The sequence below is a fragment of the Klebsiella sp. A-Nf5 genome (assembly GCF_002810545.1).
In the GTDB taxonomy this organism is placed as follows: Bacteria; Pseudomonadota; Gammaproteobacteria; order Enterobacterales; family Enterobacteriaceae; genus Klebsiella; species Klebsiella variicola.
Genome location: NZ_PIOG01000268.1, coordinates 78,306 through 93,540 on the forward strand (window position 1 = coordinate 78,306; position 15,235 = coordinate 93,540).

The 15,235-nt window shown below is 60.7% G+C and carries 13 protein-coding genes; 6 read left to right on the plus strand and 7 right to left on the minus strand.

The window, feature by feature from the left end; all coding sequences use genetic code 11:
• The first annotated feature begins 344 nt into the window (after nt 1–344).
• Nucleotides 345–1,529 (plus strand): FMN-dependent L-lactate dehydrogenase LldD, encoded by a 1,185-nt coding sequence (lldD, locus tag CWM53_RS25535; protein WP_100729501.1) that lies wholly within the window; start codon nt 345–347, stop codon nt 1,527–1,529.
• 55 nt (nt 1,530–1,584) lie between these two features.
• Here lldD and CWM53_RS25540 read toward each other — a convergent pair whose 3' ends face one another.
• The 4 genes from CWM53_RS25540 to CWM53_RS25555 all read right to left on the minus strand — a co-directional run bounded on the left by CWM53_RS25540 (nt 1,585) and on the right by CWM53_RS25555 (nt 7,571).
• Nucleotides 1,585–4,686: an efflux RND transporter permease subunit gene (locus CWM53_RS25540; RefSeq protein ID WP_100729502.1), complete on the minus strand. Its 3,102-nt coding sequence runs from the start codon at nt 4,684–4,686 to the stop codon at nt 1,585–1,587.
• Nucleotides 4,683–5,792 carry an efflux RND transporter periplasmic adaptor subunit gene (locus CWM53_RS25545; protein WP_100729503.1) on the minus strand — a complete coding sequence of 370 codons (1,110 nt, stop codon included), beginning with the start codon at nt 5,790–5,792 and terminating at the stop codon, nt 4,683–4,685. The genes CWM53_RS25540 and CWM53_RS25545 overlap by 4 nt, the downstream gene beginning before the upstream one ends.
• Before the next feature lie 74 nt (nt 5,793–5,866).
• Nucleotides 5,867–6,481 (minus strand): TetR/AcrR family transcriptional regulator, encoded by a 615-nt coding sequence (locus CWM53_RS25550; protein ID WP_004143215.1) that lies wholly within the window; start codon nt 6,479–6,481, stop codon nt 5,867–5,869.
• Between the two features lie 94 nt (nt 6,482–6,575).
• Nucleotides 6,576–7,571, minus strand: a complete 996-nt coding sequence (locus tag CWM53_RS25555; RefSeq protein WP_100729504.1) for an NAD-dependent epimerase/dehydratase family protein — start codon at nt 7,569–7,571, stop codon at nt 6,576–6,578.
• Between the two features lie 96 nt (nt 7,572–7,667).
• On the opposite strand from CWM53_RS25555, the gene CWM53_RS25560 reads away from it, so the two are divergent.
• Entirely contained in the window at nt 7,668–8,579 is a 912-nt protein-coding gene (locus CWM53_RS25560; protein ID WP_074385559.1) for a LysR family transcriptional regulator, read from the plus strand.
• A 13-nt stretch (nt 8,580–8,592) separates the two neighbouring features.
• On the opposite strand, the gene CWM53_RS25565 is transcribed toward CWM53_RS25560, so the two are convergent.
• Nucleotides 8,593–8,811 (minus strand): hypothetical protein, encoded by a 219-nt coding sequence (locus CWM53_RS25565; protein WP_074385558.1) that lies wholly within the window; start codon nt 8,809–8,811, stop codon nt 8,593–8,595.
• A gap of 186 nt (nt 8,812–8,997) precedes the next feature.
• Here CWM53_RS25565 and CWM53_RS25570 point away from each other — a divergent pair, with 186 nt between their 5' ends.
• From CWM53_RS25570 to CWM53_RS25585, 4 genes are read left to right on the plus strand one after another with little or no spacing between them, the layout of a single operon-like run.
• Nucleotides 8,998–9,996 carry an ABC transporter substrate-binding protein gene (locus CWM53_RS25570; protein WP_100675437.1) on the plus strand — a complete coding sequence of 333 codons (999 nt, stop codon included), beginning with the start codon at nt 8,998–9,000 and terminating at the stop codon, nt 9,994–9,996.
• The gene (locus CWM53_RS25575; protein WP_074385557.1) at nt 9,996–11,033 is read left to right on the plus strand and encodes a FecCD family ABC transporter permease; all 1,038 of its coding nucleotides are present in this window, start codon (nt 9,996–9,998) and stop codon (nt 11,031–11,033) included. Before CWM53_RS25570 ends, CWM53_RS25575 begins: the two co-directional genes overlap by 1 nt.
• Nucleotides 11,033–11,794, plus strand: coding sequence for an ABC transporter ATP-binding protein (locus tag CWM53_RS25580; RefSeq protein WP_100729505.1), 762 nt, complete (start codon nt 11,033–11,035; stop codon nt 11,792–11,794). The genes CWM53_RS25575 and CWM53_RS25580 overlap by 1 nt, the downstream gene beginning before the upstream one ends.
• A gap of 56 nt (nt 11,795–11,850) precedes the next feature.
• Entirely contained in the window at nt 11,851–13,038 is a 1,188-nt protein-coding gene (locus CWM53_RS25585) for an MDR family MFS transporter (RefSeq protein WP_165785137.1), read from the plus strand.
• 84 nt (nt 13,039–13,122) lie between these two features.
• Here the strand turns inward: CWM53_RS25585 and CWM53_RS25590 are convergent, their stop codons facing one another.
• Both CWM53_RS25590 and CWM53_RS25595 read right to left on the minus strand, forming a co-directional pair.
• Nucleotides 13,123–14,154 (minus strand): methionine synthase, encoded by a 1,032-nt coding sequence (locus CWM53_RS25590; RefSeq protein ID WP_061154236.1) that lies wholly within the window; start codon nt 14,152–14,154, stop codon nt 13,123–13,125.
• 23 nt (nt 14,155–14,177) lie between these two features.
• A complete protein-coding gene (locus CWM53_RS25595; RefSeq protein WP_074385555.1) occupies nt 14,178–15,158 on the minus strand; it encodes a DUF1852 domain-containing protein in 981 nt (326 codons plus the stop codon).
• Nucleotides 15,159–15,235: the final 77 nt, after the last annotated feature.

Consider the following 15,235-nt stretch of genomic DNA (forward strand, 5'->3'; position numbering starts at 1 on the left):
GTCCTCCAGAGAAAGGCTAGCAAAAAATACCACCAGCTCAATTTCAAATTCACCTTCTTTACGCCTCCCGGAAAACGCAGGCGCCGCACTGACCTCTCCTTCCCCCTGGTGGCGCGCCCCATAGGGGCTTTATTTCGCCAACTTCACGTTGCGCGGAAATAAATAAAAATAACGCGAGCGCCGAAGAGTAAAAAAAGGAAATAACAACCTCAGCGATAAATCCAGATTATTCCATCAGGGAATAGCTGGGATGCTAATATTTCATTTCCCCGCCCGTTTTTAGAAGCCTATAGTTTTTTTGCCTGCAGAACATTCACTTAGGTTAAAGACATAAGGACATAATAATGATTGTTTCAGCCCCCAGCGATTATCGCGAAGCCGCTCGTCGCCGTCTGCCCCGCTTCCTTTTCGATTATATTGACGGTGGCGCGGTGGCGGAAAATACCATGAACGCCAACGCCTGCGAGCTTGCCTCGGTAGCCCTTCGCCAGCGCGTGCTGTGCGGGGCGGGCGAACCGACGCTGGCCACGACGATCCTTGATGCCTCATGGGCGATGCCCGTGGCGCTGGGGCCCGTCGGCGCCACCGGGATGTACGCCCGCCGCGGCGAAGTTCAGGCGGCCCGCGCCGCCTCCCACGCTGGGATCCCGTACACCCTGTCCACAGTGTCGGTCTGCTCGATTGAAGAGGTGGCGAGCCAGGCCAGCGGCGCGCTCTGGTCCCAGCTGTACGTGCTGAAAGATCGCGGCTACATGCGCAACGCGCTGGAGCGCGCGTGGGCCGCCGGCATGAAAACGCTGGTATTCACCGTCGATATGCCGATCCCCGGCTCGCGGTATCGGGATAATCGCTCAGGCATGTCCGGGCCGCACGCCACCCTGCGACAGTATCTCCAGGCCTGTACTCATCCACGTTGGGCAATGAACGTCGGGCTGGCGGGCAGGCCCCTGTCGTTCGGTAATATCGAAGCCTACACCGGACACAAAATGACCATGGACGACTATATGGGGTTCATCAGCAACAATTTCGACCCGTCCATCGCCTGGCACGATCTGGAGTGGATCCGCGACAGCTGGCAAGGGAAATTAATCATCAAAGGGATCCTCGATGCCGACGATGCGCGCAATGCCGTGCGCCTCGGCGCCGATGGCATTGTGGTGTCGAATCATGGCGGCAGACAGCTCGATGGCGCCATCCCCACTGCCCTGGCGCTACCAAGGGTGGTGGATGCGGTTGGCGACGATCTGACGGTGCTTGCTGATTCCGGGGTGCGCTCCGGCGTGGACGTCATTCGCCTGCTAGCCCTCGGCGCGAAGGGCGTACTGCTCGGACGGGCCTATATTTATGCCCTGGCCGCGGCGGGCGAAGCGGGCGTGGCGCATCTGCTGCGCTTATTTGCCGAGGATATGAAGGTCACCATGACCCTCACCGGCGCGACCTCGCCATCGGCCATCAGCCTCGATTGCCTTGACCGCCTCGAACAGGATCAACATCGCACCCATGCGGTGCCGGTATCCTTACCCGCCTGACGCTGCCCGAGGCCGGGCCTGACCGCATTTATCGGCCAGGTCCGGCAAGGGGGAATTACCCCTGCGGGTGCAGCGCCGGCTGTTGCACTGCGTCAGCCGGGTGCTGAGGTCGGATGCGGAACCAGATCGCGTACATGGCCGGCAGGAAGATAAGGGTCATGATGGTTCCCCCCAGCGTCCCGCCAATCAGCGTATAGGCAAGCGTTCCCCAGAAGACCGAATGGGTGAGCGGAATAAACGCCAGGATCGCCGCCAGCGCCGTCAGCAGAACCGGGCGGGCTCGCTGCACCGTCGCCTCCACCACCGCATGGAACGGATCGAGCCCTGCCTGCTCGTTATGATGAATTTGACCAATCAGGATCAGCGTATTCCGCATCAGGATCCCCGACAGGGCGATCAGGCCCACAAGGGCATTGATGCCAAACGGCTGATTGAACAGCAGCAGCGTCGGCACCACGCCAATCAACCCCAGCGGCGCGGTCAGGAAAACCATGACCATTGCCGACAACGAACGCACCTGCAGGATAATGATCAGCAGCGTGAGGGCGATCATGATCGGAAATAACGGCATCATCGCCCGGGTGGCTTTGCCTGACTCCTCGATCGACCCCGCCGTCTCGATGCGATACCCCGGCGGCAGCGAGTCGATAATGGGTTGCAGCGGTTTCATCAGCGCGCTGGAGACATCCGGCGGCTGCAGGTTATCCGCGACATCTCCGCGAACGGTGATGGTCGGCGTGCGATCGCGACGGCGAAGCAGCGGGTCCTCCATTCTGATCGACACGTCGCCAATCTGTGATAAGGGAACCCGCTGCCCGCCGCTGCCCACCAGGGTGAAGTCGGCGATTTTCGCCGGATCCAGACGGATATCGCCCGCCGCGCGGCCGATGACCTGCACGGCGCGGATATCTTCCCGAACGGTGGTGATGGGGATCCCTGACAGCAGAAACTGCAGCTGCTGGGCGACGGACTGGGAGCTGAGTCCGCTCGCCTGCAGCCGGTCCTGATTGAGGCTGAAATGCATCACCGGCACCCGCGAACCCCAGTCGGTATTGACGGTGCGCATCAGCGGACTGGCCTGCAGCACCGATTTAACCCGTTCGGCGATGTCGAGCAAGGTGTACGGATCGGGCCCCATCACCCGCCAGGCAACCGGATAGGGCGAATAAGGGCCAAAGACCAGCTGAGTGACGCGCACCCGCGCTTCCGGCGCCAGGCCATTGGCCACCGCCTCCCGCAGCCGCAGCTTGAGCGCCTCGCGGGCGTCCTGACCGTCGGTCAATACCACCAGCTTGGCAAAGGAGGGGTCGGGCAACTCCGGGGCCATCGCCAGGTAAAAGCGCGGCGCGCCCTGGCCGATATAGCTGGTGACCATCTTCGCCTCCGGCTGCTGCTGCAGCCAGTGCTCAATTTTCGCCGTCGCGGCGCTGGTCTGGATAATCGACGACCCGTAAGGCATCTGCACTTCAACCAGCACTTCCGGGCGATCGGAGGTGGGGAAAAACTGCTTTTTCACCGCGCTCATTCCCAGTATCGCCACGATAAACAGCACCACCACGCTGGCGGCCACGCGCCATTTGCGGGCGATAACCCGGGTCAGCAGCCGACGGAAGCGCTGATAGCGCGGGGTGTCATACAGCGCGGCGTGGCCGGCCGCCGCGGGCTTTCTGTCCGGCAACAGGTGCACCCCCAGCCAGGGGGTAAAAATCACCGCCACAATCCAGGAGGCAATCAGCGCGATACCGACGATCCAGAACACGTTGCTGGCGTACTCCCCGGCGGTGGACTGCGCAAATCCATTGGGCATAAAGCCCACAGCCGTCACCAGGGTACCGGCCAGCATGGGCGCCGCGGTATGGCTCCAGGCATAGGCGGAGGCTTTGAGGCGGTCGTACCCCTCCTCCATTTTGACCACCATCATTTCGATGGCAATGATGGCATCATCCACCAGCAGACCCAGGGCGAGGATCAGCGAACCGAGAGTGATGCGGTCGAAGTTTTTGCCGGTCGCCTCCATCACCACAAACACCACGGCCAGGGTTAAAGGCACCGCTGCCGCGACCACCACGCCCACGCGCCACCCCATGCTGACAAAGCACACCGCCATCACCACCAGCAGGGCGACAAAGAATTTGATCATGAACTCATCGACCGCGGCGCTGATATTCACCGACTGATCGGTCACTTTGGTCAACGACATGCCGAGCGGCAGGCTCTGATTGATTCTGGCCGTTTCGGTGTCCAGCGCTTTCCCCAGCGCCAGACCATTCCAGCCCTCGCGCATCACCACCCCCAACAGCAGCGACGGTTCGCCCTGATTGCGGATCAGGAAGGTCGCGGGATCTTCATATCCCCGCTCAACCGTGGCGACATCGGCCAGTTTCAGCGTTTTGCCCCCGGCAATAATCGGCGTGTCGCGGATCTGCTGCAGGCGGTCGAACGCCCCGTCGAGGCGGATAAAGATCTGCCCGCCCCGGGTCTCGATAGCCCCGGCGGCGGTCAACACATTCTGGCTGTTCAGCGCGGCAAAAATCGCCTCTGGCGAAAGGCCCAGGGTGGCGAGACGATCATGAGAAAACGAGAGATAAATGCGCTCCGCCTGTTCGCCGAGGATATTCACTTTTTTCACCCCGGGAACATGCAGCAGCTGCTGGCGCAGGGCTTCGGCGTCACGCACCAGCTGCCGCGGCGGCTCTCCCCGCGCTTTCAGAGCAAAGAGGGCAAAGGTGACATCGGCGAATTCGTCATTCATCATCGGGCCGGAGACGCCGGCAGGCAGGTTTTTCGCCTCATCCCCGAGCTTTTTGCGCGCCTGATAAAACTGCTCCGGCACCTCGGACGGCGGGGTCTGATCCTGCAGCGATAACGTGATCAACGCCATGCCAGGGCGGGTATAGGTCTCAGTGCGATCGTACCACTTCAGCTCCTGGAGCCGTTTTTCCAGCGGCTCGGCGATCTGATCCTGCATCTCCTGCGCGGTGGCGCCGGGCCAGACGGTAATGACCGTCATTTGCTTGACCGTGAAGGGCGGATCTTCCGCCCGCCCGAGTCCGAAGAACGCCACCAGCCCGGCGACGGAGATAAGGATAATTAAAAACAGGGTCACCGACCGCTCGCGGACGGCCAGCGCGGAGAGATTAAAACGCCCGGCGCTCATGGCTGGCTCCCGGCGGCATTATGCTCGCGTCGTTCCGCCAAACGTACCGCCTCGCCCTGGCGCAGGAGATGGGCGCCCAGGGCGACGATGGGCTCGCCGGGCTTCAGCGGGCCGGTCACCCGCGCCGTTTCATCATTCAGGCCAAGCACGGTCACCGGTTGCCACGAGACGGTGGCCGGACGGGAGGCAATGCGCCAGACGCCAGGGCCGTTGCCCGGATCGTAGAGCGACGCCAGGGGCACCTCCAGCACCTGGCCTGGCGCCTGGTCGCTACCGATACGCAGGGTCACGGTAGACCCCAGCGGGGCGTTCGCCAGCGCGCCGTTCAGCACATAGCGCGCTTCAAAGGTGCGGGTGGTGGCGTCAGCCGCGTCCGAAAGCAGTCGCAGGGTCGCCGTGACCGGCTGAGATTCGCTGCCATAGCGTGTCGCCAGCGCCTCGCTGCCGACCGCCGGGCGCAGCGTCTCCGGAAGCTGCACCAGCGCTTCGCGCTGCCCCGCCCGCGCCAGGCGGATCACTACCTGCCCGGCGCTGACCACCTGCCCCGGTTCGGCAAGCGTTTCCACCACCACGCCGTCAGCGTCCGCCAATAGCCCGGCATAGCCGGTGGCGTTTTGCGCCACATTGGCCTGCGCCTGGGCCGCGCTGAGGTCGGCTCTCGCCGCCTCTGCCGCTGCGTTAACCTGGTCGAATTCCGCGGCCGAGACGGCGCCGCTCGCCACCAGGCCGCGATAGCGGGCCAGATCGTTGGTCGCCTTTTTGGCTCGCGCCCGCGCGGCATCCACAGCCCGCTGTTGAGACTGCGCCTGCAAGATTAAATCAGCCGGATCCAGGCGCAGCAGCAGTTGACCGCGCTTGACGCTCTGCCCGGTCTCCACCAGCCGGGCAAGGATTTTTCCTGACACCCTGAAGCCGAGATCGCTTTGGGTACGAGCGACCACCACGCCGGTAAAGGCCCGCGAGCTGGCCTCCGCGCGCTCGACGGTCGCCACCCTGACCATCGGCGGCCGGGTGCGGGGATCGTCATGATCGGCAGGTTCGCCGCAGCCCGCGAGGGCCAGCGGCAGGAGGCAAACGGCAAAATGGACGGCGTTGAGCCTGAGCATGGGTAACCTTAATGAAAAGACCGGACAGTGACCGCATTCTCAGACGAGTGACCAATAAAGTCAATAGTCACCAATCAGGGGGAGAGGCTTCTCAGGATCAGGGAGGCAAGCAGCACCGCCGCGGTGGGCGCAGTGTCGAGATTGTATTGCAGTTGCACCGGGTTGATGAAAGGACACATCACCATATAGACCGCCAGGGTCGCCTCATCCAGCGGGGTTTTGCGCTCGAACTCACCCGCCTGGCGGCCTTCGACAAGGATTTGACCAATCAGTTGCTGCAGATGACCGGCATACTGTTCCGTTGAAGGCCATTTATCGCGCGCCGCGACGGCGGCGATGTCGTACAGTTTGCGATCCTCGAAAAACAGTTCACTGCCGGCCTCGGTCAGTGCCCGGAACAGGCGGCGCAGTTTCTCGCTGGCGGACGGCGCATCGGCGATAGCCGCGCTGACGGCTACCATGATCTTCTCCAGCCGGCTGGCGCAAATCGCCTCGCCAATCGCCTGCTTGGAGTCGAAAAACTTGTAAATATAGGCTTTAGAAAAGCCTATCGCTTTGGCGAGATCGGTGACCGTCGTTTTCTCATAGCCATAGCGACTAAAGTGCGCCATGGCCGCGTCAAGAATCTGGTCCCGAACGCTGTGGTCATGGGGACCACGGCTTGCAGGGGTGGGGGTATTTTTCGTCATCCGTTTAGCTTAATGCGATCGTTCTCGTTTGACAACGAGTGACGTTATTATGATTTGGTCACAATAACGCCCGTTCTGTGATCCTCTCGCCGCGTCACGCCTCGCGCATCTTGGTGTTTATCGCGCTGCTGGGCAGACAACCCAGGCCTTGCAGCGTCTGAAGCACCGCGCTGTCAAGTGGGGTATGCGGCTCCGCGCCTAAAAAATCAACCAGTTTATCGTTGCGCAGGCGTACCGGCAGACGCCAGAGATAGTGCATCTCGACCATTTCCCGCAGGGTGGCGTTGAAGGGCGCCGCCAGCTTCACCAGCCACCAGGGAAAAGACTTCACTGCCGCTCGGCCGCCATAGCGGGCGACCACCCGCTGGATCGCCTGACTCATTTCGCTGCCGTCCGGGTCCCAGTGGCCCTGCATATGAAAGCGAGCAAACGGCTCAAGCTCATGCCTGCGGGCCAGCAGCGCGGCGATGGTGTCGGCGACGTCGGGCAGATAAGCCCACTGATGCCCCACGCCGATTGCCCCCGGGCGGCTAATGACGCGGGGAAGCTGACCAGGCTTGACCAGCCCCTGAGAAAACCAGTTATTTCCAGCGCGCGGACCAAAAAAATCGCCCGCCCGAACAATCAACACCCGGCCACCACGCTGAACGTAATCCTCCAGCGCCTGCTCCATCTCCACCCGAATAGCGCCTTTACGGGTCACCGGTTGCTGAGGGGCCGCTTCATCAATCAGCGGAAACGCATCCGGTCCATAGTTGTAGACCGTGCCGGGCAGAACAACTAACGCTTGCTGCTGTTCGGCAGCCTGCAGGGTGTTGTGCAGCATGGGCAGTACCTGTTGCCGCCAGTGCCGGTAGCCCGGAGGATTGACCGCATGGACGATAACGTCGCAACCGACAGCTGCCGCCGCGACCTGTCCGGCATCCAGCGCGTCGCCGGCTATCCACTGCATGCCATCTGCGGGACCGCGAATCTGAGCGCCGCGCTTCAGCGCCCGAACCTGCCAGTTGTCCGCCACCAGCCGGCGCGCCACTTCCCCGCCAATGCCCCCGCTTGCTCCCAGAATAAGTATTTTGCCGCTGCTGTTCATTGTCTTTCCCCGTTCGCTAATGGATGCTTGACAGCCTACCTGCCGCTCATATCAAATGAAATTGCATACCATCATCGAGCAGCTATACATTTTTGTATGAATACATCTATTCCCTGGGAGTGGTACCGAACCTTTCTCGCCGTGCTGAAGGAAGGCTCCTTATCGGGCGCATCGCGCAGCCTGAACATCACCCAGCCGACGGCGGGGCGCCATATTGCCGGGCTGGAGGCCGCGCTCGGCCAGGCCTTATTTACCCGCTCGCAGAACGGTCTGCTGGCGACCGACGCGGCGCTGGCGCTGCGGGTGCACGCCGAGGCAATGGACAATACCGCCCGGGCGCTGGAACGCACGGCGGCCAACTTCAGTCGCGACAAAACCGATCTGCGTGGCGTGGTGCGGGTGGCCGCCAGCGAGGTGGTCGGCGCCGAGGTGCTGCCGCCGCTGGTTGCCCGGCTCAGACAAGCGTGCCCGAATATCGTCATCGAACTGATGCTCTCCAATCGGTTTCAGGATCTGCTTCACCGGGAGGCGGATATCGCGGTGCGGATGGTCGCCCCGCAGCAGGAGCAGCTAATCGCCCGCCGTCTCGGCAGGATCGAGCTTGGGTTACATGCCACCGCCGCCTACCTGACACGCCAGGGGCTGCCCGCTACCCTCGACGATCTGGCCGGCCACGCGCTGATTGGTTTCGATAGCGCCACCCCACTCGTTCGCCGGGCCCTGCAGGCTTACCCCCGATTTCAGCGCGAAGCGTTCGCGATGCGGACCGATAGCGACCTCGCCCAGTTGAGCCTGATCCGCGCCGGAGCGGGGATCGGCATCTGCCAGGTGCCTCTTGCTGATGGCATCATTCCCCTGCAGCGAGTACTGGCGGCCGATTTTTCCCTGAATCTCGATACCTGGCTGGTGATGCATGAGGACCTGCGCCACAGTCCCGCCTGTAAGCGGGTATTTGATTTTCTCGCCCAGGGGTTGCAGGCATACATTCGCGGCCCACTGGCGAGCTAATCCATCGCGCCGTTTATTCCACGCGCTGCACGCCTGGATAGCGTGCGGTCGCCGCCTCATGAAAAAGATCGTCCAGCCAGCCCGGGATCGCCTCCTCGGGCATTTCATCAGGGATGATGATGTCATACAGCCGGGAAAATTTGCGCTCCGTCAGATCGACACGGAATACCAGCCAGCGCGCCCCCTCACGCTTCACCCCGAGATATCGGCCAAACACGTTATAGATAAGCATCGGCACCTCCCCGACAGGATCCCGCGGTCCGCACAGGCAATGTTCTGGTTTCATTCCGTGCCGAAATAGTCCCACATTGACACTGAATATATTGCATTGTATAAAACCCCGCCCCAATAATGAGTTTCATTTGCATTACTCCCATTTGCTGGTCATCCACTCGCCTGTTTACAAGGATAGCGTTTAATGAAGAAGGTCCTCTGCGCGTTAGGCTTGATGTTCACCGCCGTCAGTTCCGCGCTGGCAACAACCTACCCCCTGACGATTGAAAACTGCGGCTATCAGGAGACCTTCACCCAGCCGCCGGAGCGCGTGGTCGCGCTGGGGCAAAATACGGTCGAAATTCTGCTGCTGCTCGGGCTGCAAAAGCAGGTGGTCGCCAGCGCCTTCTGGCCGACCAGCGTTTTACCGCAGCTGGCTGAGCAAAACGCGAAGATAAAAACCCTGACGGTGGAAATTCCGAGCCTGGAATCCGTGCTGGCGCAAAATCCCGATTTCGTTCCCGCCCAGTTGCCGCTGCTGCTGGGGCCGGAAAGCAAAGTCGCTAAGCGTGAAGATCTCGCTACCGTCGGCGTAAACAGCTACGTCTCACCGGGGATGTGCGCCACCAAAAAGGCCACCGGCGATATGTACGGCAGCCGGCAAAAGCTGTGGGATATGACCTGGCTGTATCAGGAAATTAGCGATTTTGCTCGCATTTTCAACGTCGAAGATCGTGGTCAGGCACTGATTGCCGATTTCAAAAAACGTGAAGCCGACCTGCGCCAGGAGTTTGGTAAAAGCAAAAAGGATCTCTCCTTCGTCTTCTGGTTCTCCAGCGCCTCACCTTCGGCCGATGCCTATGTTGGCGGAAAAAACAGCGCCTCCGGATTTATCGCCAGCGTGCTGGGCGGACATAATGCGATTACCTCCGAAACCGAGTGGCCCACGGTGAGCTGGGAGAGCATTATTGCCGCCAACCCGGATGTGATCGTGGTCTCCAGCCTGGATCGTAACCGCTGGGCGCTGGATAAGGCCGAGGAGAAGATCAAATTCCTCAAAAGCGATCCCGCCGTCAGTCAGCTGGAGGCAGTGAAAAAAGGCCATATCGTGGTCATGGACGGTCAGGCGATGAACCCGACCATTCGCACACTTTATGGCGCGGAACAGGTGGGCGAACAGCTGAGAAAAATGGGGCTGAATTGATGAGCGTCGCCGTGCTTCAGACGCGCCGCAGCATGCTGCTCACCGGCTGGTGTTTACTGGCCGTGATCGTGCTGGCGCTGGTGATAGCGGTGGGCGTCAGCGTCGGCGAGCTGGCTATCCCGCTGCAGAATGTCTTTTACGCTATCAGCAACAGAACCGGCTTAACCGCTGAGCCTCTCAACCGTATCTATGAGAGCGTGATCTGGGATTTCCGCCTCAGCCGCGCGCTGGTCGCCGCCTGCTGCGGCGCAGGCCTCGCTATCTGCGGCGTCGTGCTGCAAAGCCTGCTGAAAAATGCCCTCGCGGAACCCTACGTCCTCGGCGTCTCCGCCGGGGCCTCCACCGGCGCGGTGTCGATCGTGGTGCTGGGCCTTGGCGCTGGCGCGATTTCCCTCTCGGCAGGCGCCTTTGCCGGGGCCTTCGCCGCCTTCGCCTTTGTCGCCTTACTGACTAACGGCGCGCGCGGCGGCAATGAGCGTACGATTCTGGCGGGCGTTGCCGCGTCGCAGTTATTTAACGCCATCACGGCTTACACCATCAGCACCTCCGCCAGCGCACAGCAGGCGCGCGATGTGATGTTCTGGCTGCTGGGCAGCTTCAGCGGCGTCCGCTGGCCCGAATTCCAGCTGGTCATCGTGGTGGTGCTCGCGGGCCTTGCGGTCTGCCTGTGGTATGCCCGGGCGCTGGATGCGTTCACCTTCGGCGATGATGCCGCCGCCTCGCTGGGGATTGCCGTGCCAAAGGTACGCCTGATCCTCTTCACCACCGCGGCGCTGATCACCGCCACCATCGTCAGTATGGCCGGCTCGATCGGCTTTGTCGGCCTGGTGGTGCCGCACGTGATGCGCTTCTTCTTTGGCCCGCTACACCGGACGTTGCTGATTGCCAGCGCGCTGGCAGGGGCGATCCTGATGGTGCTGGCGGACATTGCGTCGCGCCTGCTGATTGCCCCGCAGAGTCTGCCCGTTGGGGTGGTAACCGCCCTGGTTGGGGTGCCTTTCTTTGCCGTGATTATCTACCGCTCAAGGAATAAGTGATGAGTATTTGCGCTGAAAATATCACCTGGAAGGCAGGCAAAAAGGTCATCGTCAATAATGTCTCGCTGCGGGTGTCCCGCGGCGAAACGGTCGGACTGCTGGGGCCCAACGGCTGCGGCAAATCCTCGCTGCTGCGCGTTCTGGCGGGCCTGCGCCGCCCGGATGCGGGTCGCGTCACCCTCGACGGCCAGGACATCACCCGGATGGCGAAAAAGCAGCTCGCCCGCCGCGTGGCTTTCGTCGAGCAACACGGCATGACCGAGGCCAATATGCGGGTGCGCGACGTCGTACGCCTGGGGCGCATTCCCCACCACTCTCCGTTCTCAAACTGGAGCGCTCAGGATGACGAGGCGATCACCGCCGCGCTGCAGCGGGTGGCGATGCTGGAGAAAAGCGAACAGGGATGGTTAAGCCTCTCCGGCGGCGAGCGGCAGCGGGTGCATATCGCCCGCGCGCTGGCGCAGAGCCCGAGCGAAATTCTGCTGGATGAGCCCACCAACCATCTGGATATACACCATCAGATGCAGTTAATGCAGCTGATCAGCGAGCTGCCGGTGACCAGCATTGTCGCCATTCACGATCTTAACCATGCCGCGATGTTCTGCGATTCTCTGATCGTGATGCAGGAGGGGCAGATCCTCGCCAGCGGGACGCCGGAGGAGATTTTGTCCGAAGCGCTGCTGTGGGACGTTTTCCGGGTGAAAACCAAAATCGAGATCTCCCCTTACCACGGTAAAAAACATATTCATTTCATCGTTTAGGTTGGGCGGATATGCCTCTCTTCTCCCTGCGCCCTGCGGCAACCCTCTGGCCTCCCGTGTTACTGGGAAGCCAGTTCGTTTTTAATATTGGCTTTTACGCGGTCGTTCCTTTCCTCGCCCTCTTCCTGCGCGACGACATGCTGCTCTCTGGGGGACTTATCGGCCTGATCCTCGGGCTGCGCACCTTCTCTCAGCAGGGCATGTTTATCATCGGCGGGACGCTGGCCGACCGCTATGGCGCCAAGGCCATCATCCTCGCCGGCTGCGTCGTTCGCGTCGCCGGTTATCTGCTGCTGGCGTGCGCTACGTCGCTGTGGCCCATTATCCTCGGTGCCTGCCTGACCGGCGTCGGCGGCGCTCTGTTTTCCCCGTCGATCGAGGCCCTGCTGGCGCGGACCGGTACCCACAGCCAGGCCAACGGGAAACGCAGCCGCGCCGAGTGGTTTGCGCTGTTTGCGGTGTGCGGTGAGCTGGGGGCGGTGATCGGACCCGTAGCGGGTGGGCTGATGAGCGGGATCGGTTTTCGGCATATCGCCCTCGCCGGCGCGGGAATATTTCTCCTGGCGCTGCTGGTGCTCTTTTTCTGTCTGCCCGCCGACGGGCACACGACAACAACGCGCAGACGAATCCCATGGTGGACGCCTTTGCGCCAGCCGCGCTTTGTCGCGTTTATTCTCGCCTACAGCTCATGGCTGTTGAGCTACAACCAGCTGTACCTCGCCCTGCCGGTGGAGATCCAACGTTCCGGCGGTCGTGAGCAGGATCTGGCGCCGCTCTTTATGCTGGCCTCGCTGTTGATTATCACCCTGCAGCTCCCTCTCGCCCGCTTCGCCCGACGAATTGGCGCCGTGCGCATCCTGCCGGTGGGCTTTCTGCTGCTGTCGGCATCTTTTGCCAGCGTGGCGTTATTCGCCGCCACACCGCCCGCCGAAGGCTGGCTGCGATTATTGCCGTCGGCCTGCTTTGTCACGCTGCTCACCCTCGGCCAGATGCTGTTGGTGCCCTCAGCCAAGGATCTCATCCCGCTGTTCGCCGAGGAGTCGACGCTGGGCGCCCACTACGGGGCGCTCGCCACCGCGGGGGGTTGCGCGGTGTTAGCCGGGAATTTGCTGCTCGGTCATTTGCTTGACCAGGCGCTCACCCCCTCGTCGCAGGCGGTTTATCCCTGGCTCTTGCTGGCGCTGTTTCCACTGTGCAGTGCCGTCGCCCTGCGGGCGATCTGCCGCCCGCTGGCGGCAACATGACGCTGAGCGGACAACAGCCCGCTCAGGAGGTGAACCGGCGATGAAGGACACCGCCAGGGGAAGATAACGGGAGTGCGCCCCGCCTTACTTTGCCGCCAGCTCGCGGCGAACGATCTCAGCGCCGGCGCTCAGGGCATGCAGTTTGCCGGTCGCAACATGGCGCGGCAGCGGCGCCATACCGCAGTTGGTGGACGGGTAGAGTTTGTCGGCATCGACGAACGCCAGCGCCTTGCGCAGGGTTCCAGCCACCTCTTCTGGCGTTTCGATAGCATGACTGGCGACATCGATCGCCCCGACCATCACCTTTTTACCGCGGATCAGTTCCAGCAGATCCATCGGCACCCGCGAGTTGTGGCACTCGAGAGAGATAATATCGAGGGATGATTTTTGCAGCTGCGGGAAGGCCTCTTCATACTGGCGCCACTCGGAGCCCAGCGTTTTTTTCCAGTCGGTATTGGCCTTGATGCCATAGCCGTAGCAGATATGGACCGCCGTTTCACACTTCAGCCCTTCGGTCGCTCGTTCTAAGGCGGCGATCCCCCAGTCGTTGACTTCATCAAAGAAGACGTTGAAGGCCGGCTCATCGAACTGAATAATATCGACCCCGGCGGCCTCTAACTCTCTCGCTTCCTGATTGAGGATTTTGGCAAACTCCCAGGCCAGCTTTTCCCGGCTTTTATAGTGGTTGTCATACAGCGTGTCGATCATCGTCATTGGGCCCGGCAGCGCCCATTTGATCGGCTGACTGGTGAGCTGACGCAGATAGCGCGCGTCCTCCACGAAGACCGGTTTCTGGCGCTCCACGGCGCCCACCACGGTTGGAACACTGGCCTCATAGCGGTTACGAATTTTCACGATCTCACGTTTGGCAAAATCAACGCCGCTGAGGTGCTCAATAAAGGTGGTGACAAAGTGCTGCCGCGTTTGCTCGCCGTCGCTGACAATATCGATCCCGGCACGCAGCTGGTCGTCGAGGGATAAACGCAGCGCGTCGCGCTTGCCGGCCAGTAATTCTTCGCTGGACAGTTTCCAGGGCGACCACAGGGTCTCTGGCTGCGCCAGCCAGGACGGTTTCGGTAAACTGCCGGCGGTCGATGTCGGAAGCCATGTTTTCATAATAAGTAGCCTTTTATTTTGGTTTAGCAAAGCGCGAAGTTAGCAGACCATTGCTCAAGCAACGTCTTGTGCGGGTTGATAAAATGTTGTTGTGTAAATTTACCCTGCTCTATCGCCAACAGGCTGCGCTCTTCCCGGTCATAAACAATTTTTGTTAATGAATGATCCAGGTGACTGAGATTGGGCTGATAGTATTGCCCCGCCGCGGAATTGGCATTGTAGATCTCCGGGCGGTATATTTTCTGAAACGTCTCCATCGTGCTGATGGTCGCGATCAGCTCCAGGCTGGTGTAATCGCTGAGCAGATCGCCGGTAAAATAAAAGGCTAACGGCGCGACACTGTGCTTCGGCATAAAATAGCGCACCTGCAGGCCCATTTTGCTGAAATAGCGCTCCGTCAGCGACACGCCATCCTGAGCATATTCAATGCCGAGGACCGGATGTTCATTACCGGTACGCCGGTAAACATCTTTGCTTGAGACGCTCAGGCAAATCACCGGCGCCTTGCTGAAGCTGGCCTTATAGGCGCTGGATTGCACGAAATCCTTAAAGATATTGCCATGCAGCTCGCCAAAGTTATCGGGCACGCTAAAGCTACCCCGGTTTTTATTATGTTCCAGCAGCAGCACGCTAAAATCATAATCCCGCACATAGGAGGAGAAGTTATTACCGGCGATACCGGCATGGCGCTCTCCGCTCTTTTTATCGACAATATGCGTTTGCAGGATCTCTATCACCGGGAAGCTGGCGTCATCCTGAGCAATATTCATCTCGACAGAAATAATATCCAGTTCCACCGCATAGCGATCGTTGTGGGGATTATCCCAGTGCGCCAGGGTATTAAACCGGTTATTCATCATGATTAACGTATTACGCAGATTTTCCTGACGGTTCTCCCCTCTGGCTAAATTGGCAAAGTTGGTGGTAATACGCGTATTTTCCGCGGGGTTATAGTTCTCATCAAAACGACTGCGCTTAATCGTATAGGTAAATTCGTTAGTCATGGCGATTGTCCATTCTGGTGTTGGGTATGAAGCTGAATGAGCAAATTGCCATTCCACAAGCAACGCGGGGTCAGGCC

Bases quoted from the DNA above. Each gene is read 5' to 3' on its own strand.
- lldD (WP_100729501.1), top strand. From the start codon at position 345: ATGATTGTTTCAGCCCCCAGCGATTATCGCGAAGCCGCTCGTCGCCGT.
- CWM53_RS25540 (WP_100729502.1), bottom strand. From the start codon at position 4,686: ATGAGCGCCGGGCGTTTTAATCTCTCCGCGCTGGCCGTCCGCGAGCGG.
- CWM53_RS25545 (WP_100729503.1), bottom strand. From the start codon at position 5,792: ATGCTCAGGCTCAACGCCGTCCATTTTGCCGTTTGCCTCCTGCCGCTG.
- CWM53_RS25550 (WP_004143215.1), bottom strand. From the start codon at position 6,481: ATGACGAAAAATACCCCCACCCCTGCAAGCCGTGGTCCCCATGACCAC.
- CWM53_RS25555 (WP_100729504.1), bottom strand. From the start codon at position 7,571: ATGAACAGCAGCGGCAAAATACTTATTCTGGGAGCAAGCGGGGGCATT.
- CWM53_RS25560 (WP_074385559.1), top strand. From the start codon at position 7,668: ATGAATACATCTATTCCCTGGGAGTGGTACCGAACCTTTCTCGCCGTG.
- CWM53_RS25565 (WP_074385558.1), bottom strand. From the start codon at position 8,811: ATGCTTATCTATAACGTGTTTGGCCGATATCTCGGGGTGAAGCGTGAG.
- CWM53_RS25570 (WP_100675437.1), top strand. From the start codon at position 8,998: ATGAAGAAGGTCCTCTGCGCGTTAGGCTTGATGTTCACCGCCGTCAGT.
- CWM53_RS25575 (WP_074385557.1), top strand. From the start codon at position 9,996: ATGAGCGTCGCCGTGCTTCAGACGCGCCGCAGCATGCTGCTCACCGGC.
- CWM53_RS25580 (WP_100729505.1), top strand. From the start codon at position 11,033: ATGAGTATTTGCGCTGAAAATATCACCTGGAAGGCAGGCAAAAAGGTC.
- CWM53_RS25590 (WP_061154236.1), bottom strand. From the start codon at position 14,154: ATGAAAACATGGCTTCCGACATCGACCGCCGGCAGTTTACCGAAACCG.
- CWM53_RS25595 (WP_074385555.1), bottom strand. From the start codon at position 15,158: ATGACTAACGAATTTACCTATACGATTAAGCGCAGTCGTTTTGATGAG.